A 14,302-nucleotide genomic window follows, 5' to 3' on the forward strand; every position below is an offset into this window, starting at 1 on the left:
CGGCGGCCGTTCCGATGGTCAACCGGTCCACCACGCGGCACTCGTGGCGGCCGTGGGCGGTTGACCGGTCGCTCGCGCCCGGAGGACCGCCCCGCGGCGCCCGGGCCGACGGGGTGTGACCGGGGATGACCGGTAGGGCGACTAGGCTGGCATACCGTGCTCGTACTGGTGGTGGACTCCTCGACCCCCGCGGTGACCGCGGCGCTGGTGGAGGTCTCGGCGGACGGGGTCGTGCCGCGGGCGCACCGCTGCACGGTCGACGCGCGGGCCCACGGCGAACTGCTCGCGCCGCAGGTGGATGCGGTGCTCGCCGACGCGGAGGTGCGGCCGCGCGACCTGGGCGCGATCGTCGCCGGGCTCGGTCCCGGCCCGTTCACCGGGCTGCGGGTCGGCCTGGTCACCGCCGCCACGATGGGCCAGGTGCTCGGCGTCCCCACGTACGGCGTCTGCTCGCTGGACGCCATCGGTTACCCGGCGGCGCTCGGCGAACCGGTCCTCGCGGCCAGCGACGCCCGCCGCCGGGAGGTCTACTGGGCCGTCTACGACGGCGCCGGCCAGCGGATCGCCGGGCCGAACGTCGACACCCCCACGGTCGCCGCCGAACGGGCCCGCGGCCTGGCCGTCACCGCCGCGGTGGGCGACGGCGCCCACCGGTACGCCGACGTGCTCGACCTGCCGCTGCGGGTCGAGCCGCGCTACCCCGACGCCACCGCGCTGGCCGCGCTGGCCGCCGAGCGGATCCGGGCCGGCGCGCCGACGGAGGCGCTCACCCCGCTGTACCTGCGCCGGCCGGACGCGGTGGCGGCGACCGCCCGCAAGTCGGTCCTGCCGTGAGCGCGCCGGTACGACTGACCCGGTTCCGCTGGTGGCACGTCGACGAGGTGCTGCCGATCGAGGCGGACCTCTTCGGCGCCGAGCAGTGGTCCCCCGCGATGTTCTGGAACGAGCTGGCGAGCGGCCACTGGTACCGGGTCGCCACCGACGTCGACGGCACGGTGCTCGGGTACGCGGGGCTGACCGTCCAGCCGGACGAGGCCTGGGTGCAGAACGTCGCCGTCCGGCGGGACGCTCAGCGGCGCGGCGTCGGCCGGATGCTGCTGGAGGAGCTGCTCGCCGAGGCGGCCCGGCGCGACGTCCGCACCGTCCTGCTGGAGGTGGCGGCGGACAACGCGCCCGCCCAGAAGCTCTACGCCACGTACGGCTTCGAGCCGATCGGCGTCCGCCGCGGCTACTACCAACCGAGCAACACCGACGCGCTGGTCATGCGGCGCGTCGCGGCCCCGACCGAGGACGGGACGGACGACTGATGGCTGACGAGCCCCTGGTCCTGGGGATCGAGACCTCCTGCGACGAGACCGGTGTCGGCATCGTGCGCGGGCACACCCTGCTCGCCGACGCGATCGCCTCCAGCGTCGAGCAGCACGCCCGGTTCGGCGGCGTGGTGCCCGAGGTGGCCAGCCGCGCGCACCTGGAGGCGATCGTGCCCACCATGGACCGGGCGCTGAAGGAGGCGGGCGTGACGCTCGCCGACATCGACGCGATCGCGGTGACGTCCGGTCCGGGGCTGGCCGGCGCGCTCCTGGTCGGCGTGGCCGCCGCCAAGGGCTACGCGCTGGCCGCCGAGAAGCCGGTGTACGGGGTGAACCACCTCGCCGCGCACGTCGCCGTGGACACCCTGGAACACGGCCCGCTGCCCGAGCCGGCGGTCGCCATGCTGGTCTCCGGCGGGCACTCCTCCCTGCTGCTCGTCGACGACCTCGCCCGGGGGGTCACCCCGCTCGGCGCGACCATCGACGACGCGGCGGGGGAGGCCTTCGACAAGGTGGCCCGCCTGCTCGGACTGCCCTTCCCCGGCGGCCCGTACATCGACCGGGAGGCCCGGGCCGGCGACCCGGCGGCGATCGGGTTCCCGCGTGGTCTCACCGCCGCCAAGGACCTCGCCGCCCACCGGTACGACTTCTCCTTCTCCGGCCTGAAGACCGCCGTCGCCCGCTGGGTCGAGGCCCGCCAGCGGGCCGGTGAGCCGGTGCCGGTGGCCGACGTGGCGGCTTCCTTCCAGGAGGCGGTCTGCGACGTGCTGACCGCCAAGGCGCTCGACGCCTGCCGGGCCAACGGGATCGAGACGCTGGTGATCGGCGGGGGAGTGGCCGCCAACTCGCGGCTGCGGGCGATGGCCGAGCACCGCGCGGCGAAGCACGGCATCCGGGTCCGCGTACCCCGGCCGAAGCTCTGCACCGACAACGGCGCCATGGTCGCGGCGCTCGGTTCGCACCTGGTCGCGGCGGGGGTGACGCCGAGCCGGCTGGACCTGCCGGCCGACTCGGCCCTGCCGCTGACCACGGTCAGCGTGTGACGGCACGGAAGGGGAGCGCCGACGTGATCGTGCGGATGTGGGAGGCGCGCGCGGAGCCGTACGGCTTCGCCGACCTGATCACCTGGGTCTGCGACACCGCCCTGCCGGAGCTGGAACACGACCCGCTGCACCTGTCCAGCGAGGTCTTCTCCTCCACCGATCACCGGGTGGTGGTCGTCTCCAAGTGGCGGAGCAGCCCCCGGCCACTGCCCGAGCCGCCGGCCATGCTGGTCGCCCGGCCCCCGCGCTCCTGGGACTTCACCCAGGTCGACCGCTGACGCACGCCGACGGCGGCCGGTCCGGAACGGGCCTGCCCCGTCCCCGGCCGCCGTCGGCGATCCGGTGGTCAGCTGCGGCGCAGGATGCGCCAGGTGGAGACGCCTCCGACGCCGAGGGCGAGCAGGAAGACCGCCCAGACGATGGTGGTGCTGACCCCGACCGACGGGGCGGGGGCGCCGGCCTTGGCGGCGGCGATCAGCGAGTCGCTCTGGGCGGGCGGCAGCGCGGCCGGCGGCATCTGCTGCCAGCGGACCAGCCCGGTGCTCTCCAGCATCGCCATGTGGTCGGTGACGAACTTGTTGGCCTCGTCCGCGAGCCTACGGACGGTGGCGTCCCGGGTGCTGGCCCGGACCGCGCCGATCACCGGGAAGATCTTGCCGTGCGCCACCCGGAGCCGGGTGACGAAGATCTGGTCGAACTGGTTGCCGTTCGCCTCCTGCATCTCGGTCAGCCACCCCTTCTGCTCGGTGGTGGGATCCGTCGGCAGGGTGGTGTTCAGCTTGTTGGCGGCGTTGACGACCAACTGGTCGAGCACCCCGTGCTGGCGGGCGATCTCGGCCCCGATCTCCCGTACCCGGGGGGACACCCCCTTCTCGGCGGCCATCTGCCCGGCCGGCATCTCCCAGAGCCCGGCCAGCCGTACCCCGTTGAGCAGCGTCATGTCGGCGGCGTTGATCTGGTTGCCCGGTGCGGCCACGGCCACGCCGGGCAGGACGCCGAGCCCCGCCACCAGCGCGATGAGCAGCACCGCCACCCGGTGGGTCCGGTGCCCTGGCCGACGACGTGCGGATTCCAGCGGTGCCATCCTGCGGTGCCTCCTCGGTCCGGGCCGTACGTGTCACGCCGGGCAGCGCACCCGGCTGCCCGTCCGTCCACTGGTACGGACCACCGACCCGATCAGTTCACCAATGCTGAGCGACAAGTCAGCCCAGGATGCCGGTCAGCGGGACAGCGCCATGAAGATCCCGAGTAGCAGCAGGGTGGCCGCGGCGACCGCGAAGAGCACCAGCAGTTCCCGCCGGCCGTGCCCGGTGGCGTCGCCCGCGGCGGCCGGCGCGGGTGCCGTGGGCAGGTCGCGGGTCAGGTCGGCCAGCTCGCCCAGGGTCCGCGCCGTCCAGACCGCGGCGACGCGATCGGAGAACTCGTCCAGGGTGAGCCGCCCCGCGCCGGTGTGCCGTTGCAGCTCGGCAACCACCCGGTGCCGGTCGTCGTCGGAGGCGCGCAGCTGGACGTCCACGTGCGACAGGGTACGCAGGCCGGGGCGTCGGCGGGAGCCGCCGGTCAGCCGGCGTCGAGCGGGTCGGCGAGGAGCCGCTCGAAGGCCAGCTCCGCCGCGCCGATCAGCGCCGCGTCCGCCCCGAGCTTGGGGGTGCGCAGCCGGACGTGCTCCAGGCAGGCGGGCAGCCCCATCGAGTTGAGCCGGCTGCGGACCTGGGCGGCGGCGGCCAGGTAGAGGTCGCGCATGGTGCCGCCGAAGATGACCATCTCCGGGTTGAAGATGTTGACCAGGTTCGCCACCCCGAAGCCCAGCCAGTCGCCGGCCCGACGGACCGCCGTCTGGGCCCGGGCGTCGCCCCGGTCGGCGGCGTCGAAGACGGCCAGCAGCGCGTCGCGGCCGCGGGCGTCCGAACGGCCGGCGGCGCGGAGCAGCCCGTGCTCGCCGATCTCGGTCTCCCAGCAGCCCCGGGAGCCGCACTCGCAGGGGGCGCCGTCGCGGACCACCACCATGTGTCCGACTTCGCCGCCGTAGCCGCCATGGCCGGTGAGCCGCCGCCCGCCGGCGATGATGCCGGCGCCGACGCCGACGTCGCCGTACAGGTAGATGACGTTGTCGCAGCGGGCGGCGACGCCCCGGGCGTGCTCGGCGAAGGCGGCCATGTCCGCCACGTTGCCTACCGTGACGGGTACGTCGATGCCCAGCTCGGTGGCGAGCACCGTGCCGATCGGCTGGTCCACCCAGCCGGTGGCCGGGCCGAGCCGGACCAGCCCGTCGTCGCGGCGGACCATCCCGCACACCGCCACCCCGGCGCCGACGCAGAGCGAGCCGGGTGCCACGTGCTGGTGCATCTCCTTGAGCGCGCCGGCCAGCAGCGGCGCGGTCTCCCCGGCGTCCAGGCCGCGCGGCCGGTCCAGGTCCCGGCGGTCGAGCACCTCACCGCCGAGACCGACCCGCGCGGCCCGCAGCCGGTCCACCTCGATGCTGTACGCGTACGCGTAGACCCGGGCCGACTCGGGCCGGACGACCAGCGACGGCCGGCCGGCGCGACCGGTCTCCTTCGGCGTCCCCTCGCTGACCAGCCCGGCGCCGGCCAGGTCGGCGGTGAGCGCGCCGATGGTGCTGCGGTTGAGCCCGAGGGTGGTGGTCAGTTCCGCGCGGGAGGTCGCGCCGTGGACGTGCACGTGCCGCAGCAGAGCCCCGAGGTTCTGCCGCCGGATCTCGTCCTGGCTCGGTCCTACCCGCATCGTTCCTGGTACTCCGTGGTCAGCGCGTGCCGGTGGCGACGGAACGGCGCCGCGACAGTGCGTCGACGCCCGCGGCCAGCAGCAGCACCAGTCCGGTCGAGGTGTACTTGAGGCCGGAGCTGAGGTCCAGCAGGCCCATGCCATTGATGATGACAGCCACCACCGCGCCGCCGAGTACCGCGTGGATCATCCGCCCCTTGCCGCCGAAGAGGCTGGTGCCGCCGATGACCGCCGCGCCGACCGCGTAGAGCAGGACGTTGCTGCCACCGGTGTTCGGGTCGACCGAGCGGTCCTTGCTGGCGGCGATGATGCCGCCGACGGCCGCCATGCTGGAGCAGATGACGAAGGCGGAGATCTTCAGGCGGTCCACGTTGATCCCGGCCCGCCGGGCGGCCTCCGGGTTGCCGCCCACCGCGTACAGGTGCCGGCCGTACGCGGTGCGGTTGAGCACGAAGGTCCAGAAGACCAGCAGGGCCCCGATCAGCGGTACGACCACCGGCATCCCCCTGGTGGAGCTGATCGCCGTGTTGATGCTGCGTTCCTGGTTGAGGACTCCGACGGCGCAGCCGAGCAGGAGGGCCAGCCCGGCGACCCGGGCGGCCACCACGGCGACCGGCTCGGTGACCAGGCCCCGGGTGGCCCGGTTGCGGTGGCGCAGGAACTGCACGGCGCCGTACCCGGCGACGGCGACGCCGGCCAGCACCCACCCGATCACGGGCGGCACGTAGTTGTTCTCGATCGCGATGATCACCTGGTCGTCGATCGAGATGTTGGTGCCCTCCTTCATCAGGAGCAGCACGATGCCCTGGAAGGCGAGGAAGCCGGCCAGGCTGACCAGGAAGGACGGGATGCCGACCTTGGCCACCAGCACGCCGATGGTCAGGCCGATGAGGACACCGGTGCCGATGGCGGCGAGGACCGCGACGTACCAGGGGTAGCCGAGCACGCTGAGCACGTTGGCCAGCACGGTGGCGCAGACGCCGCTGGCGAAGCCGGCGGAGAGGTCGATCTCGCCGAGCAGCAGCACGAAGATCAGGCCCATCGCGATCACGGTCACCGCGGCGCCCTGGGTGAACAGGTTGGCGAAGTTGGCCGCCGAGAAGAAGACCGGCCGGACGGTCGCGAAGGCGAGGCAGAGCACGGTGAGGCCGATGACGGCCGGCAGCGAGCCGAGGTCGCCCCCGCGTACCCGGGCGAGGTAGTCGCGGACGTGGTCGCCGACGGTCGGCGCCGGGGTGCCGGCCCCGCGCCCGTCCCGCGGCAGGAGGGTGGTGGTCATCGGACTGCTCCCGGGGTCAGGTGGGCCGGTTCGCTGCCGTCGCGTGTGCCGCCCGCGTCCGGCCCGGCGCCCAGGCCGAGGTGGCGGGAGCGGCCGGTGGTGATCAGCTCGACGACCTGCGAGTGGGTGATGTCGGTGGTCTTCACCTGGGCGAGCATCTGGCCGAGGTAGAGCGCGGCGATCCGGTCGGAGATGGCGAAGACGTCGTTCATGTTGTGCGAGATGAGCACCACGGCCAGGCCGTTGTCCGCCAGCCGGCGGACTATCTCCAGGACCTGCGCGGTCTGCGCGAGGCCGAGCGCGGCGGTCGGCTCGTCGAGGATGACCAGTCGGCTGTTCCAGAGCACGGCCTTGGCGATGGCGACGGTCTGCCGCTGGCCGCCGGAGAGGCTGGAGATGTGCTGGCGCAGCGACTTGAGGTTGCGTACGCCCAGCCCGGCGAGCGTCTCGGCCGCCATCTGCTCCATGGTGGGTTCGTCGAGCGCGATCCCGCGGCGCTTCTCGCGCCCGAGGAACATGTTCTGCACGATGTCGAGGTTGTCGCAGAGCGCGAGGTCCTGGTAGACGACGTCGATGCCGAGCGCGGCGGCGTCGCGGGGACTGCTGACGGTGACCGGGCGGCCCTCGAAGAGGAACTCGCCGGAGTCCGTCGGGTGGATACCGCTGATGCACTTGACCAGGGTGGACTTCCCGGCGCCGTTGTCGCCGACCAGCGCGGTCACCTCGCCCGGGTGAACGGAGAGAGCGACGTCACGCAGGACCTGCACGGGACCGAAGCTCTTGTCGATCCCGCGCAGTTCCAGCAGGGGGGTCGCGGACACGGGGTTCTCCTTTGCGCGTCGGCAGGGGTGCCGTCAGTTGACGCCGGCGGCGGCGCAGAGCTTGGCGTACTCGCCGGAGCAGACCTCGTCCCGGGTGACGAAGCCGTCGGCGATCACGTCCTTGACGTCGTCGGCGTAGATGGCCTTGGGGGTGAGCAGGATGGCGTCGACGGCGCGGCCGCTCTCCGGATCCCGGACCGTCTGGCCGGTCTCCTTGCGCTCCCCGTTGGCCAGCGCGATGGCCAGGTCGGCGGCGGCCTTCGCCTCGTCCTTGATCGCCTTGTAGACGGTCATGCACTGGTCGCCGGCGAGGATGTTCCGCAGCCCCTGGGTGGTGGCGTCCTGACCGGTCACCGGGATCCTGCCGTTGAGCTTGTTCTTCTTCAGCACCGAGATGGCCGCGTTGCCGAGGCCGTCGTTGGCCGCGAGGACGCCGTCGATCCGGCCCTCGGTCTGGGTGAGCATCTGCTCGAAGATGACCCCGGCCTGGGCGTTGTTCCAGTCCGGCACCGACTGGTCCGGGCCGCGGCGGAACTCCCCGGCGTCGAACTTCGGCTTGAGGACCGAGTCGTAGCCGCTCTTGAACAGGGTGGCGTTGTTGTCCGTCGGTGAACCGTTGAGGAAGGCGACGACCGGCTTCCGGGCGCCCTGCTCGGTCAGGCATCGGGCCAGGCCGTGGCCCTGGAGCTTGCCCACCGCCTCGTTGTCGAAGCTGACGTAGTACTGCGCCGAGCCGCCGAGGGTGAGCCGGTCGTAGTCGATGGTGGCGATGCCCTGCGACCGCGCCTTCTCCAGCACCGCCTTGCCGGTGCCGGAATCGAGATTGACGATCATCAGGACGCTCGCGCCATTGGTGATCATCTGCTCGGCGATGTTGGAGAACTGGCTCTTGTCACCCTGCGCGTTCTGGATGTCGGAGTCGATTCCGGCGGCGTCGAACGCCTCCTCGAGAAATCGGCGGTCCGCGCCCTCCCAACGGGCGGAGGTCCTGCTGTCAGGCAGGATCACGCCGATCTTCGGTTTCCTGGCGCCACCGGCCGCGTCGCCGCCGCTGAGCTGGTCGCCGCAACCGGCCACGCCGTTGGCGGCCAGCAGGCCGACGACGGTGAGTGCGAGGAGGCCCTTGCGCATCTGCACGGGTCCTTTCGGGGGTGGTGGTGGCAGGCTGGTTTGTTGTGAGCGGCAACGTATTGCCACCCGTGTCGGCGGCGCAAGACTGCCGAGCTCACGAGTTTGGCGGACCGCCGTAACGATCCCGTAACGCGGGGAAAAGCGCGATCTCCGCAGGTCCGATCCGCTCTGCCGCGCGACGAGTTTGGGCGTGGAGAATCGTTTCCACACCGGTGCCGTTTTTCTTTTCCGGCGGCCGGAACTGATCAGTGGGCGGCGAGGGCCGCGGTGGTGGCGTCGGTCAGCGCGATCAGATCGGCCGGGGCCAGTTGGAGCTGGAGGCCGCGACGGCCGGCCGAGACGTAGATGGTGTCGTACGCCAGCGCCGAGGAGTCCAGCACCGTGGGCAGCCGCCGGCGCTGGCCGAGCGGGCTGATCCCGCCCCGGACGTAACCGGTGGCCCGCTCGGCGGCCGCCCGGTCGGCCATCGTCGCCCGCTTGCCGCCGACGGCCGCGGCCAGCGCCTTGAGGTCCAGTTCGCCGGTGACCGGGACGACGGCCACCGTCAGCCCCCCGTCCACCTCGGTGACCAGCGACTTGAACACCCGCTCCGGCGGCACCCCGAGCGCCTCGGCGACCAGCGCGCCGTAGTTCGGCGCGTCGGGGGAGACGTCGTACGGGTGGGTGCTGTGCCGGATCTTCCGCTTCGCCAGCAGCGCCGTCGCCGGAGTGCCCTGTCCCGCCATGCCGGTCACGCTAACCGGACGCCGGAGGTCAGCTCGCGACGGGCCGGCAGACCAGCACGGTCGGCGCCCCCGCGACCCGGGTGAGCACCAGGCTGGCCGGCTTGTCGCCGGCCAGCCTCAGGTCCCGGCGCAGCTTCTCCGGCTCCAGCGCCGAGCCGCGCTTGAGGATCTCCACCCGGCCGACCCGGCGCTCCCGCAGCAGCGCGCGCAGCCGCTTGAGCGAGAACGGCAGCACGTCGGTGACCTCCAGGCAGCGGGCGAACGGGGTCGGGGTCGGGGTGTCCGCGTACAGGTAGGCGATGCTCGGATCGGCGATCGTCGCGCCGAGGGTGTCGGCCAGTTCGGCGACCAGGTGCGCGCGGACCACGGCCGGGTCCGGGTCGTACAGGAAGGGGCGGGTGGGGCCGACGGCCGCCTCCGCCGCACCCGAGCCGGTGAGCCGGTGCGCGACGTCGCCGCGCAGCACGGTGGCCCGGCGGGGCACCTCGGCCAGCCGGCCGCACCAGAGCGCCGCCTCGACCAGGTCACCGTCCGCGCTCACCCACTCCGCCTCGGCGCCCGCCGGGATCAGCGCGTGGTCGATGCCGGGGGCCACCTTCACCACCGTGTACGGCACCCGCGCGGCCAGCCGGATGACGAAGTCCCAGGGTGGGGAGTAGGCGTTCGGGTCGAAGATCCGCCGGCCGGTGCCCGCCCGGCGTCGCGCCGGGTCGCAGAACACCCCGTCCACCCGGGTCACGTCGAACGCCGTGGCGTCGCCGCACTCCACGGTGAACTCCTCGGCCAGCCCGGCCGCCTCGGCGTTCGCGGCGGCCATCGCGGCGGTCACCGGGTCGGCCTCCACCCCGTACACCCGGATGCCCCCGCCCGGCGGCGCAGCTCGGCCTGGGTCAGCGCGGCGGCGGCCAGCCCGGCCGGCACCCCGGCGGCGCGCACCGCGGCGGCCGAGGCCAGCGGGTCGCCGCCGGCCAGCTCGGCCGCCGCGGCGAGCGCGGCCGACCCCTCGGGGGTACGCAGCGCGGCGAGCTGGTCGATGTCCACGCGCCCATTCTCCCGACCCGCCTCGCGCCGTCCGACCGGCCCCTGCCGCGTCGATCGCGGCCCTTCGGGCGCGACGCGCTGGCACTCTCCTTGACGGAGTGCTAGCCGAGGAATAACCTGCGATTAGCACTCTCACCCCGAGGGTGCCAGCTCCCGAGTCATCCGGCGCGGGCGCTGAACGCCAGGCGGACCGGCACCCGCGACGACGGCCCCGCCCGGTGGCATGTGGCAGATTGACGCTGGTCGGCCCCGGTCGACCGGCAACGAAACCAGTACCCCAGGAGGGTATGCCCGTGACTACCGCGACCAAGGTTGCGATCAAGCCGCTCGAGGACCGGATCCTGGTCCAGGCGAACGAGGCTGAGACCACCACGGCGTCGGGCATCGTGATCCCCGACACCGCCAAGGAGAAGCCGCAGGAGGGCACCGTCCTCGCTGTCGGCCCGGGCCGCATCGACGACAAGGGCAACCGGATCCCGGTTGACGTGAACGTCGGCGACACCGTCATCTACTCGAAGTACGGCGGCACCGAGGTCAAGTACGCCGGCGAGGAGTACCTGGTGCTCTCCGCCCGCGACGTCCTCGCGGTCATCGAGAAGTAAGCAACCGATCAGTGTCGTTGCCCCGGTCCCGCACGCCCGGCCGGGGCAACGGCGCTTCGAAGGGACATTCATGGCGAAGATCCTGAGCTTCTCGGACGACGCCCGACACCTGCTCGAGCACGGTGTCAACGCCCTCGCGGACACGGTCAAGGTCACCCTCGGCCCGCGCGGGCGCAACGTCGTCCTGGACAAGAAATTCGGTGCGCCCACGATCACCAACGACGGCGTGACCATCGCCAAGGAGATCGAGCTCACCAACCCCTACGAGAATCTCGGCGCGCAGCTGGTCAAGGAGGTGGCGACGAAGACCAACGACGTCGCCGGCGACGGGACCACCACCGCGACCGTGCTGGCCCAGGCCATGGTCCGCGAGGGCCTGCGCAACGTGACCGCCGGGGCCAACCCGTCCGGTCTCAAGCGGGGCATCGACGCGGCGGCGGCCAAGGTCTCCGAGGCGCTGCTCGACCGGGCCGTCGAGGTCTCCAGCAAGGAGGCGGTCGCGAACGTCGCGACCATCTCCGCGCAGGACGCCACCATCGGCGAGCTGATCGCCGAGGCGATGGAGAAGGTCGGCCGCGACGGTGTCATCACCGTCGAGGAGGGCTCCGCGCTCACCACCGAACTGGAGGTGACCGAGGGTCTGCAGTTCGACAAGGGCTTCATCTCGCCGAACTTCGTCACCGACGCGGAGTCGCAGGAGTCGGTCCTGGAGGACCCGTACATCCTCATCACCACGCAGAAGATCTCGGCGATCGAGGAGCTGCTGCCGCTGCTGGAGAAGGTCCTCCAGAACAGCAAGCCGCTGCTGATCATCGCCGAGGACGTCGAGGGCCAGGCGCTGTCGACCCTGGTGGTCAACTCGATCCGCAAGACCCTCAAGGTCTGCGCGGTGAAGGCCCCCGGCTTCGGCGACCGCCGCAAGGCGATGCTCCAGGACATGGCGATCCTGACCGGCGCCGAGCTGGTCGCCCCGGAGCTGGGCTACAAGCTCGACCAGGTCGGCCTGGAGGTGCTCGGCACCGCCCGGCGCGTCGTGGTCGACAAGGAGAACACCACCGTCGTCGACGGTGGCGGCCAGTCCTCCGAGGTGGCCGACCGGGTCGCGCAGATCCGCAAGGAGATCGAGGCCTCGGACTCCGAGTGGGACCGGGAGAAGCTGGCCGAGCGGCTGGCGAAGCTCTCCGGTGGCATCGCGGTCATCAAGGTGGGCGCGGCGACCGAGGTCGAGATGAAGGAGCGCAAGCACCGCATCGAGGACGCCATCGCCGCGACCAAGGCCGCCGTCGAGGAGGGCACGGTGCCCGGTGGTGGTGCCGCCCTGGCGCAGATCCTGCCGGTGCTCGCCGACGACCTGGGCCTGACCGGTGACGAGAAGACCGGCGTCTCGATCGTCCGCAAGGCGCTGGTCGAGCCGCTGCGCTGGATCGCCCAGAACGCCGGCCACGACGGCTACGTGGTGGTGCAGAAGGTCGCCGGCAAGGAGTGGGGCAACGGCCTCGACGCCGCCACCGGCCAGTACGTCGACCTGGTGAAGTCCGGCATCATCGACCCGGTGAAGGTGACCCGCAACGCGGTCACCAACGCCGCTTCGATCGCCGGCCTGCTGCTGACCACCGAGAGCCTCGTGGTGGAGAAGCCGGAGAAGGCCGAGCCGGCCGCCGCCGGTGGCCACGGCCACGGCCACGGTCACGGCCACCAGCACGGCCCGGGTTTCTGACCCACGGCGTACGCCGACTCAGGGCGCACCGTCTCCGCCAGACGGTGCGCCCTGACGCGTCTGCGGCGGGCATTACGGAACGCTGACGTGGTTGGCGGTCGGTCCGGTTGATCGACAACACTGGTCCGATGAGCACCACGCCCCGCGGCCTCGCCGCGCTCGCCGGGATCACGGCCGCCGCCGTGGCCATCGGCGTCGCCGAGCCGGTCGCGGTCCTCACCGGCCCCCGGTCCGCCCCGCTGATCGCGGTCGGCGGGCTGGTCGTGGACGTCGTACCCGAGCCGTTGAAGCAGTTCGCCATCACCCTGTTCGGCACGTACGACAAGATGGCCCTGCTGGTCGGGACGGCGCTGCTGCTCGCCGCGTTCGCCGCGCTGCTCGGGCTGCTGGCGGTCCGCCGGCTGTGGATCGGCCTGGCCGGCATCGCGGCCTTCGCCGGTCTCGGCGTGGCCGCCGCCCTCACCCGGGCCGGCGCGGACGCCGCCGACGCGTTGCCCTCGCTGGTCGGGGCGGGGCTGGGCGGGTTGGTGCTCTGGGCCTTCCTCGCCGGCCCGCTGGAGGTCGACCCGTGGCCCTGGACCCCGCCGACACCCCCGCCCGGCCCGTCGACGCCGGCCGCGCCCGACCCGGCCGCCGGTGTGGCGGCCGCACCCGGCCCGGATCCGGTGAGCCGCCCGCCGGCCGGGTGGGAGCCGTTGGAGAGCAGCGACCCGGATTCGCGGCGCCGGTTCCTGCGCGGGGTGGGCGTGCTGGCCGGCGCGGCCGCCGTGGCCGGGCTGGGCGGGCACTGGCTCGCCGGCCGCCGGGGCGTGTCGGCGGCCCGGGAGGCGGTCACGCTGCCCGCCCCGTCGGCGGCGGCGCCCGCGGTACCGGCCGGTGCCGATCTGTCCCTGGCGCAGCTCGCCCCCTACGTCACCCCGACCAGCGGGTTCTACCGGATCGACACCGCGCTGGTGGTGCCGCAGGTCGACCCGGAGACCTGGCGGCTGCGGATCCACGGGCGGGTGCGCAACCCGATCGAGCTGAGCTTCGCCGACCTGCTCGCCCGGCCGATGGTGGAGCGGTACGTGACCCTGGCCTGCGTCTCCAACGAGGTGGGCGGGGACCTGATCGGCAACGCCCGGTGGTTGGGCGTACCCCTCAAGGAGTTGCTGGACGAGGCGGACCCGGAGGAGGGCGCGGACCAGGTGGTGGGGCGCTCGGTCGACGGCTGGACCTGTGGCACCCCGACGGCGGTGCTGCGGGACGGGCGGGACGCCCTGCTGGCGGTCGGGATGAACGGCGAGCCGCTGCCGGTCGAGCACGGCTTCCCGGTCCGCATGGTGGTGCCCGGCCTGTACGGCTACGTCTCGGCGTGCAAATGGGTGACCGAGCTGGAGCTGACCAGCTTCGCCGACTTCGACGCGTACTGGGTGCCGCGCGGCTGGTCGGCGCAGGGACCGGTCAAGACGCAGTCCCGAATCGACACGCCCCGCCCGCGCAACCGGCTCACCGCCGGCCCGGTGATGGTGGCCGGGGTGGCCTGGGCCCAGCACCGGGGGATCAGCCGGGTGGAGGTACGCGTCGACGGCGGCCCGTGGCGGGAGGCGGCGCTCGCCCCGACGGTGTCGATGGACACCTGGGTGCAGTGGTCCTGGCGCTGGGACGCCACCCCGGGCGAGCACACTTTCCAGGTGCGGGCGACCGATGCCACCGGTGAGACGCAGACCGGCCGGGAACAGCCGGTCGAGCCGGACGGCGCCACCGGCTGGCACACGGTCAAGGTCACCGTCCGCTGACCCGGCCGCGTTCGCCGCGTCCCGGTGTGCCGCACCGGGGACGCGGCGGTCTGGAGCACTGTCGAGCTGATGTCGTCGACGATTCACGGTAGGGAGGGCGGCCGCTGAGTCGT

Annotated in this window: 14 protein-coding genes and 1 pseudogene; 7 read left to right on the forward strand and 8 right to left on the reverse strand. The window is 73.0% G+C overall.

The window, feature by feature from the left end; genetic code table 11:
- Positions 1-156: 156 nt before the first annotated feature.
- From tsaB to KBX37_RS08695, 4 genes are read left to right on the forward strand one after another with little or no spacing between them, the layout of a single operon-like run.
- Complete coding sequence (tsaB, locus tag KBX37_RS08680) at positions 157-834, forward strand: tRNA (adenosine(37)-N6)-threonylcarbamoyltransferase complex dimerization subunit type 1 TsaB (RefSeq protein WP_210775397.1); 678 nt, start codon at positions 157-159, stop codon at positions 832-834.
- Positions 831-1,307, forward strand: coding sequence for a ribosomal protein S18-alanine N-acetyltransferase (gene rimI / locus KBX37_RS08685; RefSeq protein WP_307849005.1), 477 nt, complete (start codon positions 831-833; stop codon positions 1,305-1,307). Before tsaB ends, rimI begins: the two co-directional genes overlap by 4 nt.
- Positions 1,307-2,353, forward strand: coding sequence for a tRNA (adenosine(37)-N6)-threonylcarbamoyltransferase complex transferase subunit TsaD (tsaD, locus tag KBX37_RS08690; RefSeq protein WP_154941871.1), 1,047 nt, complete (start codon positions 1,307-1,309; stop codon positions 2,351-2,353). The genes rimI and tsaD overlap by 1 nt, the downstream gene beginning before the upstream one ends.
- Before the next feature lie 23 nt (positions 2,354-2,376).
- On the forward strand, positions 2,377-2,631 hold the full coding sequence (locus KBX37_RS08695; protein WP_210775424.1) for a hypothetical protein: 255 nt from the start codon (positions 2,377-2,379) through the stop codon (positions 2,629-2,631).
- 68 nt (positions 2,632-2,699) lie between these two features.
- On the opposite strand, the gene KBX37_RS08700 is transcribed toward KBX37_RS08695, so the two are convergent.
- The 8 genes and pseudogenes from KBX37_RS08700 to KBX37_RS08735 form a co-directional block, all read right to left on the reverse strand.
- The gene (locus tag KBX37_RS08700) at positions 2,700-3,437 is read right to left on the reverse strand and encodes a DUF4142 domain-containing protein (RefSeq protein ID WP_210775398.1); all 738 of its coding nucleotides are present in this window, start codon (positions 3,435-3,437) and stop codon (positions 2,700-2,702) included.
- Between the two features lie 135 nt (positions 3,438-3,572).
- The gene (locus tag KBX37_RS08705) at positions 3,573-3,869 is read right to left on the reverse strand and encodes a DUF1707 domain-containing protein (RefSeq protein ID WP_210775399.1); all 297 of its coding nucleotides are present in this window, start codon (positions 3,867-3,869) and stop codon (positions 3,573-3,575) included.
- Positions 3,870-3,913: 44 nt separating this feature from the next.
- Complete coding sequence (locus tag KBX37_RS08710) at positions 3,914-5,095, reverse strand: ROK family protein (RefSeq protein WP_210775400.1); 1,182 nt, start codon at positions 5,093-5,095, stop codon at positions 3,914-3,916.
- A gap of 19 nt (positions 5,096-5,114) precedes the next feature.
- Positions 5,115-6,374, reverse strand: coding sequence for a sugar ABC transporter permease (locus KBX37_RS08715; RefSeq protein ID WP_210775401.1), 1,260 nt, complete (start codon positions 6,372-6,374; stop codon positions 5,115-5,117).
- A complete protein-coding gene (locus KBX37_RS08720; protein WP_210775402.1) occupies positions 6,371-7,195 on the reverse strand; it encodes an ATP-binding cassette domain-containing protein in 825 nt (274 codons plus the stop codon). The genes KBX37_RS08715 and KBX37_RS08720 overlap by 4 nt, the downstream gene beginning before the upstream one ends.
- A 33-nt stretch (positions 7,196-7,228) precedes the next feature.
- Positions 7,229-8,326, reverse strand: a complete 1,098-nt coding sequence (locus KBX37_RS08725; RefSeq protein WP_210775403.1) for a sugar ABC transporter substrate-binding protein — start codon at positions 8,324-8,326, stop codon at positions 7,229-7,231.
- Positions 8,327-8,571: 245 nt separating this feature from the next.
- Positions 8,572-9,051: a Cys-tRNA(Pro) deacylase gene (gene ybaK, locus KBX37_RS08730; RefSeq protein WP_210775404.1), complete on the reverse strand. Its 480-nt coding sequence runs from the start codon at positions 9,049-9,051 to the stop codon at positions 8,572-8,574.
- A gap of 28 nt (positions 9,052-9,079) precedes the next feature.
- A pseudogene (locus tag KBX37_RS08735) lies at positions 9,080-10,092 on the reverse strand (SAM-dependent methyltransferase).
- A gap of 287 nt (positions 10,093-10,379) precedes the next feature.
- Here KBX37_RS08735 and groES point away from each other — a divergent pair.
- The 3 genes from groES to KBX37_RS08750 all read left to right on the forward strand — a co-directional run bounded on the left by groES (position 10,380) and on the right by KBX37_RS08750 (position 14,189).
- Positions 10,380-10,694 carry a co-chaperone GroES gene (gene groES / locus KBX37_RS08740; RefSeq protein WP_088960325.1) on the forward strand — a complete coding sequence of 105 codons (315 nt, stop codon included), beginning with the start codon at positions 10,380-10,382 and terminating at the stop codon, positions 10,692-10,694.
- A gap of 70 nt (positions 10,695-10,764) precedes the next feature.
- Positions 10,765-12,411: a chaperonin GroEL gene (gene groL, locus KBX37_RS08745; RefSeq protein WP_210775405.1), complete on the forward strand. Its 1,647-nt coding sequence runs from the start codon at positions 10,765-10,767 to the stop codon at positions 12,409-12,411.
- Between the two features lie 128 nt (positions 12,412-12,539).
- On the forward strand, positions 12,540-14,189 hold the full coding sequence (locus tag KBX37_RS08750; RefSeq protein WP_210775406.1) for a molybdopterin-dependent oxidoreductase: 1,650 nt from the start codon (positions 12,540-12,542) through the stop codon (positions 14,187-14,189).
- The last annotated feature ends 113 nt before the right edge of the window (positions 14,190-14,302 follow it).

The sequence above is a fragment of the Micromonospora sp. U56 genome (genome assembly GCF_018070095.1).
Taxonomy (GTDB): domain Bacteria; phylum Actinomycetota; class Actinomycetes; order Mycobacteriales; family Micromonosporaceae; genus Micromonospora; species Micromonospora purpureochromogenes.

What these genes read in the sequence shown, in the direction of transcription:
- KBX37_RS08710 (WP_210775400.1), bottom strand. Translation starts at nt 5,095, where the DNA reads ATGCGGGTAGGACCGAGCCAGGACGAGATCCGGCGGCAGAACCTCGGG.
- groES (WP_088960325.1), top strand. Translation starts at nt 10,380, where the DNA reads ATGCCCGTGACTACCGCGACCAAGGTTGCGATCAAGCCGCTCGAGGAC.
- ybaK (WP_210775404.1), bottom strand. Translation starts at nt 9,051, where the DNA reads ATGGCGGGACAGGGCACTCCGGCGACGGCGCTGCTGGCGAAGCGGAAG.
- KBX37_RS08725 (WP_210775403.1), bottom strand. Translation starts at nt 8,326, where the DNA reads ATGCGCAAGGGCCTCCTCGCACTCACCGTCGTCGGCCTGCTGGCCGCC.
- KBX37_RS08715 (WP_210775401.1), bottom strand. Translation starts at nt 6,374, where the DNA reads ATGACCACCACCCTCCTGCCGCGGGACGGGCGCGGGGCCGGCACCCCG.
- tsaD (WP_154941871.1), top strand. Translation starts at nt 1,307, where the DNA reads ATGGCTGACGAGCCCCTGGTCCTGGGGATCGAGACCTCCTGCGACGAG.
- KBX37_RS08700 (WP_210775398.1), bottom strand. Translation starts at nt 3,437, where the DNA reads ATGGCACCGCTGGAATCCGCACGTCGTCGGCCAGGGCACCGGACCCAC.
- groL (WP_210775405.1), top strand. Translation starts at nt 10,765, where the DNA reads ATGGCGAAGATCCTGAGCTTCTCGGACGACGCCCGACACCTGCTCGAG.
- KBX37_RS08750 (WP_210775406.1), top strand. Translation starts at nt 12,540, where the DNA reads ATGAGCACCACGCCCCGCGGCCTCGCCGCGCTCGCCGGGATCACGGCC.